Origin of the sequence: Pseudomonas sp. (genome assembly GCF_050739995.1) — a bacterium.
Classification (GTDB): Bacteria; Pseudomonadota; Gammaproteobacteria; order Pseudomonadales; family Pseudomonadaceae; genus Aquipseudomonas.
In genome coordinates this window covers 1-7,725 of sequence record NZ_JBOICG010000323.1, presented here as the reverse complement: position 1 = coordinate 7,725, position 7,725 = coordinate 1, and the positions used below count along the sequence as shown (strand labels likewise).

Annotated in this window: 5 protein-coding genes; 2 read left to right on the top strand and 3 right to left on the bottom strand. The window is 62.6% G+C overall.

All coding sequences use genetic code 11. The features are described from left to right. Nucleotides 1-92 precede the first annotated feature (92 nt). From ACRESD_RS10870 to ptsP, 3 genes are read right to left on the bottom strand one after another with little or no spacing between them, the layout of a single operon-like run. Complete coding sequence (locus ACRESD_RS10870) at nt 93-1,805, bottom strand: PTS fructose-like transporter subunit IIB (RefSeq protein ID WP_431750911.1); 1,713 nt, start codon at nt 1,803-1,805, stop codon at nt 93-95. An 11-nt stretch (nt 1,806-1,816) separates the two neighbouring features. Continuing rightward, nucleotides 1,817-2,737, bottom strand: a complete 921-nt coding sequence (gene pfkB / locus ACRESD_RS10865) for a 1-phosphofructokinase (protein ID WP_431750910.1) — start codon at nt 2,735-2,737, stop codon at nt 1,817-1,819. Then, a complete protein-coding gene (ptsP, locus tag ACRESD_RS10860; protein ID WP_431750909.1) occupies nt 2,738-5,596 on the bottom strand; it encodes a phosphoenolpyruvate--protein phosphotransferase in 2,859 nt (952 codons plus the stop codon). Between the two features lie 294 nt (nt 5,597-5,890). On the opposite strand from ptsP, the gene cra reads away from it, so the two are divergent. Further along, nucleotides 5,891-6,886 carry a catabolite repressor/activator gene (gene cra, locus ACRESD_RS10855; RefSeq protein WP_431750908.1) on the top strand — a complete coding sequence of 332 codons (996 nt, stop codon included), beginning with the start codon at nt 5,891-5,893 and terminating at the stop codon, nt 6,884-6,886. Nucleotides 6,887-6,888: 2 nt separating this feature from the next. Beyond that, the gene (locus ACRESD_RS10850) at nt 6,889-7,683 is read left to right on the top strand and encodes a TatD family hydrolase (RefSeq protein ID WP_431750907.1); all 795 of its coding nucleotides are present in this window, start codon (nt 6,889-6,891) and stop codon (nt 7,681-7,683) included. Nucleotides 7,684-7,725 lie beyond the last annotated feature (42 nt).

Here is a 7,725-nt window from a genome sequence, read left to right as displayed (position 1 = left end):
GGCTTGCCCCCGATTGCAGTGTGTAAGCCAATACCAATCTGACTGATCCTCCGCTATCGGGGGCAAGCCCCCTCCCACATTTTTGAACAGTGTCAGGCTTTGGCAGGTGCAACCGACAGTTCGACCGCTTCCGGGCGTTTGATCAGCGCATACACCAAACCGGTCAGCAGGCTACCGGCAACAATCGCCAGCAAATACAACAATGCATGGTTCATCGCATTCGGGATGATCAACACAAACAACCCACCGTGAGGCGCGGCCAGTTTGCAGCCGAAGTACATCGATAACGCACCGGTCAACGCCCCCCCGGCGATGCTGGCCGGGATCACCCGCAGCGGGTCCTTGGCAGCAAACGGGATTGCACCTTCAGAGATAAAGCACAGCCCCAGAATCATCGCGGCCTTGCCGGCTTCGCGCTCGGTCTGGGCGAACTTGCGGCGCGCCAGGAACGTGGCGATGCCCATGCCAATCGGCGGCACCATGCCGGCCGCCATGGTCGCCGCCATCGGCGCGCCACTCGAGGCCGCCAGCAAGCCGACGGAAAACGCATACGCCGCCTTGTTGATCGGCCCGCCCAGGTCGACACACATCATGCCGCCCAACAGAATGCCCAGCAGCACCGCGTTGGTGGTACCCATGGTGCTGAGAAAGTCGGTGAGCCCAGTGAGCAGCCGCGCAACGGGCGGGCCGACCAGATAGATCATCACCAGGCCGGTGAACAAGCTCGCCAGCAACGGGATGATCAGAATCGGCTTGAGCGCCTCCAGGCTCTGCGGCAGCCTCACCGCGCGGGTGATCAGTTTGACGCAGTAACCGGCGAGGAAACCGGCAAAAATCCCGCCAATAAAACCTGCCCCTAACGTACCCGCCAGCAACCCACCGATCATGCCGGGCGCGATGCCCGGACGGTCGGCAATCGAGTAGGCAATGTAGCCCGCCAGTAGCGGCACCATCAGCATAAAGGCCTGGTCGCCGACGGTTTTGAGCGCCGCCGCCAAGGTGCCTTTTTCTTCGAAGGCATGGATACCGAACACGAACGACAAGGCGATCAACAACCCGCCCGCCACCACCATCGGCAGCATGAACGACACGCCGGTGAGTAGATGTTTGTACACACCGGCTTTTTCCTGCTTGGCCACCGCGCCATTGGCCACGTTTTCAATCGCACCCTCGGCCAACGCCTTGTTGAGGGTCGCTTCGGCTTGCTTGAGGGCGATGCCGGTGCCGCAGCGGTAAATCTTCTTGCCAGCGAAACGCTCGGTAGCGACTTCGATATCCGCCGCGAGCAACACCACGTCGGCATTGGCGATGGCTTCCGGGCTCAGGGGCGTACGGGCGCCCACCGAACCTTGGGTCTCGACCTGCAAGTCATAGCCCATGCGCTTCGCCGTTTGCTGCAAGGCTTCGGCGGCCATGAAAGTGTGGGCGACGCCCGTAGGGCATGCAGTAATCGCGACAATGCGCGGTGTGTGTTTAGTCGTCTGTTGCGCCGTGACATACACCTGGGACTCTTCGGCGCCCCGGCGCAACACGGCGTCGACATCCGCCAGCGCCTGGGCAGGCGTACTCTGGAACACCCGTTTACCGACAAACCGCTGCATGTCTACGGGCGTGCTGCTGACCAACAGCACCCACTCGGCAGCCTCTATCGTCGCCTGGGACAACTGGCGCTCCAGGCGTGCGACGTCCACCACTTCGACACTGGTGCTCCAGCCTTGGCGCTGCGCGGCGGCGTCCAACAAGCGGGCGCACAGCACACTGGTGACCATGCCGTTCGGGCAGGCAGTAACAATGGCTAACTTCATTACAGACCCTCTTATTGTTCTGTCAGCGTGCGCACATCGACGCCGCTTTCCAGACGCGCCAGTTGCGCGTCATCGCTGATGCCGAAACCAATCTGTGTCACCGCCATTGCGGCAATCGCCGTGGCACGGCGCAGGGTTTGCTCAGGTGTATCGCCACCGAGCAAACCGTGGAGCATTCCGGCCAGCAGCGAGTCACCCGCACCGACGGTGCTGACCACGCTGACCCTAGGCGGCGTGGCATGCAGTGCCATGCCTGGTCGATACCAGTTCACGCCCGCAGCGCCATCGGAAACCACCACATGCTCCACACCCTGACGATGCAGCCAGCTGATCGCGTCAGTGGCGTTGTCCAGGGCTTCAGCCAGTTCTTCAGTGTTGGGCTTGACCAGCCACGGGCCCGCTTGCAAACCGGCACGCAGGGCGTCGCCGCTGGTGTCCAGGGCAACTTTCAAACCGAGGTGGTTCAGATGCACCAGCAGGTCTTGGAACCACTGCGCACTGACGCCACCGGGCAAGCTGCCAGCGACCACCACCGCATCGTGCCCCGGTGCGATCAGCGTGAGTTGATTGAGCAACGCCAACTGCGCCTGCTCGCTGACCTGTGGTCCTGGCGCGTTGATGTCCGTGACCCGTCCGTCCTGTTCGGCAATCTTGATATTGCTGCGGGTTTCTCCCGGCACGCGGATAAACGCATCGGCAAAACCGCGCCGTGCAATCAACGCCTCGAAGGCTTGGGGATTATCTTCACCGAGAAAGCCACCGACGGTGACTTGATGGCCCAGGTCGGCCAAGACCTGGGCAACATTCACGCCCTTGCCAGCGGCATGGGTCAGCAGGGTTTCGCTGCGGTTGACGGCCCCCGGTTCCAAGTGTGCCAGGCGCACCGTGAGGTCCAGCGCCGGGTTCAGCGTCAGGGTCAGAATCTTCGCCATTTACACGGCCTCCACAAGGGCACGCACGTCGGCGGGCGAGCCCAGTGCGAGTGCTTTTTGCGCCAGGCCCTGGGCCTCGCTCAGACTGAACTCCCGCACCCGTGCCTTCACTTCAGGGATGCTGCGGGCCGACACGCTCAGCTCGTCCACACCCAGGCCGATCAACACCGGCACTGCCAGCGGGTCGGCTGCCAACTCACCGCACACACCGACCCATTTGCCATGGGCATGGGCGGCGCGCACGGTGATGTCGATCAGTTGCAAGACGGCCGGGTGCAAGCCATCGGCCTGGGCCGATAGCGTCGGATGGCCACGGTCGATGGCCAGGGTGTACTGGGTCAGGTCATTGGTGCCGACGCTGAAGAAGTCCACTTCCTTGGCCAGTACCGGCGCCAGCAAGGCGGCGGACGGCACTTCGATCATGATCCCCAGTTGCAAGTCCGCCACCGGGATTTCCAGGCGCAGGCGCTCGGTCATGTCGCGGGCCGCGCGCCACTCATCCACGCTGCCGACCATGGGGAACATGATGCGCAGCGGGCGGCTGTCTGCCGAGCGAAGCAACGCACGCAACTGGGCTTCCATGATCTGTGGGCGCTGCAAAGTCAGGCGGATGCCGCGCACACCGAGGAAGGGGTTCTCCTCCTCGGCAATCGGCCAATACGGCAGCGGTTTGTCACCGCCGACATCGAGGGTACGCACCACCAGCGGGCGACCGCCAAGGCCATCGAGCACACGACGGTATTCGGCTTCCTGGGTGGCTTCGTCCGGCGCTTGGGGGTGCGCCATGAAAATAAGTTCGGTACGCAGCAGGCCAATACCTTCGGCGCCCTGCTCCACCGCGCTGGCGACACCGGCGCTTTCGCCGATGTTGGCGAACACTTCCACGGCGTGACCGTCGCGGGTCAGTGCCGGTTGATGGCGCTGGGCCGACGCGGCTTGCAGACGCTGTTCGCGAGTGTCGCGCTCGACAACGGCACGTTGCAAGGCGCTGGCGTCGGGATCGACATGCAGGCGGCCGCGCTGACCGTCGAGCAACAACGGCGTGCCCGACGCCAGCAACAACACCGCTGAACCTGCGCCCTCCAGCGCGGGAATGCCCAGTGCTCGCGCCACAATGGCGCTGTGAGCCGTGGCGCCACCACGGGCGGTGAGGATGCCGGCGACGCGGGCTGGATCAAGACGCGCCACATCCGAAGGCCCGACTTCGTCCATCACCAGAATGTAGGGCTCATTCGGTTCCTGGGTCGTCTCGACGCCGCACAACTGCGCCAGCACACGACGGCCAATGTCACGCAGGTCGGCGGCACGCTCGGCGAGCAAGGCGTCCTGCAACGACTCTTGTTGCTTGGCGGCGGCTTCGATCACGCTCATCCAGGCCGCTTGCGCGCTTTCGCCTTGTTTGAGACGGGTGTCGACTTCGTCGGTCAGTTCCGGATCGTCGAGCATTTCCTGGTGGGTGATGAAGATCTCGCGAATGGCCTTGGCCTGGCTGCGCTCGATCAAGCCTTGGATGTCATGCCGTACGTCGGCAAGAGCCTGTTGCAGGCGCTGGCGCTCAACGGCGCAAGACTCACCGCGCAGTGGGTAATCGAACACTTGCTGGATCTGAATATGGGCCGGGCCGATGGCGATGCCCGGAGCGGCAGCGATGGCCTGGATCTGGCTGCCGGACACCGGCACATTGATCAGTGGCTCGCTGTCGAGCATAGCGGGTTGGGCGCTCACGCTCGGCAGCGGCTCGACGTCTTCGCCCAGACCTTCCTCTACTGCCGCCAACAAAGCAGGCAAGGCGTCACCGGCAATCGTCGGCTCGGCGACAAACTCCAGCACCTGGCCGCGACGGGCGCCCAAACTCAACAATTTACTCAGGCTTTTCACCGATACCGCCCCCACCGGGCCGTCGATGATGCGCACGCGGATATCGCCGTCGAAGCTTTTTGCCAACTGCGCGAGGATCTTGGCCGGACGCGCGTGCAAGCCATGGGCGTTGGCCAGGGTGATGCGTGCGCTCGGCCAATCAGGCGGCAATTCGCCGCCGAGGACTTCGAGCACCGCCCGGCTGCTCGTGGCGCGGCCCAACTCCTGGCCGCGACCTTCAATCAGCAACGCACACAGGCGCTCCAGCAAGCTCTGGTGTGCTTCGCCCAGGCTCGCCAGGCAGAACAGGCCGTTCAGCGGCTGGCCCAGATAACGCATGGGTTTGTCCGGGGTGACGAACGCCAGGCCGGGACGCTTGACCGTCTGCTCGCTGTGCAACCACCACAAGCCATCGCCCAAGGGCAACGCGTCGACTTGCTGCAGCACGGCGGCGAAGCCATTGCTGACACAATCGGCCTGGCGCAACAGGCGTGCACCGCGCCAAACCAGCTCTTCGAAATCATCGGCGGACACACCCAGGCTGATCATCTGCGCATCCAGCGCCAGTTCCTGCGGCGCGCCTTGCAGCAACTTCAGCAAGGCTTCGGCGGAGCCGGCGCGGCGCAGCGCCTGCCCCAGGTCGGTTTCACCGAGGGCACGGGTCAGCAGTTGCAGCAGGCGCAAATGCTCATCGGATTTGGCGGCAATGCCGATGGCCAGGTAAACGATCTGGCCGTCGCCCCAGTCCACCCCTTCGGGGAACTGCAACAGGCGTACGCCGGTGGAAAACACTTGGTCACGGGTTTCGGGGGTGCCGTGGGGAATGGCGATGCCTTGACCGAGAAACGTCGAGCCTTGGGCTTCACGGGCCTGCAAACCACTGAGGTAACCCTCGGCGACCAGGCCGTCGGCCACCAGTTTGTCAGCGAGCAAATGCAAGGCGGCAGATTTATCCACAGCCACTTGGCCCATGGATATCTGCTCTACAGTGAGCTCCAGCATGCCGTTCTCCTAGTTAGTGCAAGGAATGCACTAGGTATTGTTTTGAAAAAATCAGCGCAGTGGTGTTCAAAAATAACTGACTGAGCGGTCAATTGGCAGTAGCCACTTAGTCACGAACGTCGTAAAAATACGCCAGCTGAAACGTTTAATCTAGAATTTATGGCAGGTTACGCGTTAATTGCGCAAGCTTGAAGAGCCACTCGGCACTTGTGCTCAGACATTGGTCGTGTGCTGGAATCGGTTACGATTGGACAAAATGTCGGGGCAAGCTCCAAAAAACAAGGAAATCCCGGTTTGAAACTCAGTGATATCGCACGCCTGGCCGGTGTGTCCGTGACCACCGCCAGCTATGTCATCAATGGCAAGGCCGAACAGCAGCGCATCAGCAACGCCACCGTCGAGCGAGTGCGTGCCGTGGTCGAGGCCCATGGTTTTACTCCCAACCCCCAGGCAGCCGGGCTACGCAGCCGGCACACACGCACCCTGGGTTTCATCCTGCCAGACCTGGAAAACCCCAGTTACGCACGCATCGCCAAGCTGCTGGAGCAAGGCGCGCGGGCGCGGGGCTATCAATTGCTGATTGCCAGCTCCGACGATGAGGCCGACAGCGAGCGCCAACTGCTGAAACTATTCCGCGCGCGGCGCTGCGATGCGCTGTTTGTTGCCAGTTGCCTGCCGGCCAGCGACGACAGTTACCGTGAGCTGCAAGCCAAAGGCCTGCCGGTGATCGCCATCGACCGGGTGATGGAGCCTGGGCAGTTCTGCTCGGTGGTCAGCGACGACCGCAAGGCCTGCCAACAACTGACCAGCAGTCTGCTACAACCGCTGCCCAAACAAATCGCGCTGATCGGCGCCCACCCCGAATTGAGCATCAGCCAGGAGCGCGCCGCTGGCTTTCGTGAAGCACTCAAAGGCTTCAGCGGTGACGTGATCGTCGAACACGGTGAAGCGTTCAGCCGTGATTGTGGCCGGCAATTAATGGAACAACTCCTGCAGCGCCTGGGGCATTTACCTGACGCGCTGGTGACCACTTCCTACGTGCTGCTGCAAGGCGTATTCGACGCACTGCATGACTTCCCACTCAAGTCCCGGCCATTGCGCCTGGGCACGTTCGGGGACACTCAGTTGCTGGATTTCCTGCCGTTGCCGGTCAATGCCATGGCCCAGCAACATCAACTGATCGCCGATACGGCCCTGCGCCTGGCCCTCGCGGCGATTGAAGAGGAGCAGTATCAGCCCGGCGTGCACGCCATCGGCCGTACGTTCAAGCAGCGCATTCACGAGGCCTGAACGTGGAGCTGATCGACACCCACACCCACCTGGACTTCCCGGACTTCGATGATGATCGCCGGGCAGTCCTCGCCCACAGCCGCCAACTTGGCGTGCAACGCATGGTGGTGTTGGGGGTGTATCAGCAGAATTGGCAGCGGTTGTGGGATCTGGTGCAAACGGATGACGGCTTGTTCGCCGCCTTCGGCCTGCACCCGGTGTATCTCGATGAGCACCGTCCTGCCGATCTGACGGAGCTGGGTGACTGGCTAACCCGCCTGCACGACCACCGACAACTGTGCGCGGTCGGTGAGATCGGCCTGGATTACTTCCTCGAACAGCTGGACCGCGAGCGCCAGCAACACCTGTTCGAAGCCCAATTGAAACTCGCGGTGGACTTCCAGCTACCGGCGCTGCTGCACGTACGTCGCAGTCACGCGGCGGTGATTGCCACGCTCAAGCGTATCCGCCTGCCACGGGGTGGCATCATCCATGCGTTTGCCGGTAGCGTTGAAGAGGCCCGCGAATACATCAAGCTTGGGTTCAAACTGGGCTTGGGCGGCGCAGCCACCTGGCCCCAGGCACTGCGCATGCACAAAGTGCTGGATCAACTGCCGCTTGAGGCGATCGTCCTGGAAACCGACTCACCGGATATGGCGCCCGCCATGTACCCCGGCCAGCGCAACAGCCCGCAACACCTGCCGGACATCTGCATCGCCCTGGCCGCACGCATGGGCATCGATGCATCACGACTGGCTGAGGCGAGCACACGCAACGCGTGCGAGCTGTTCAATTGGCAAAGAGCTGACAGCCTGTAGGTTCAAGGTCATCTTTTGCCGGTGACGGGCGTAACGCACAAT

Coding starts and splice junctions, on each gene's coding strand:
- ptsP (WP_431750909.1), bottom strand. CDS start 5,596: ATGCTGGAGCTCACTGTAGAGCAGATATCCATGGGCCAAGTGGCTGTG.
- ACRESD_RS10870 (WP_431750911.1), bottom strand. CDS start 1,805: ATGAAGTTAGCCATTGTTACTGCCTGCCCGAACGGCATGGTCACCAGT.
- pfkB (WP_431750910.1), bottom strand. CDS start 2,737: ATGGCGAAGATTCTGACCCTGACGCTGAACCCGGCGCTGGACCTCACG.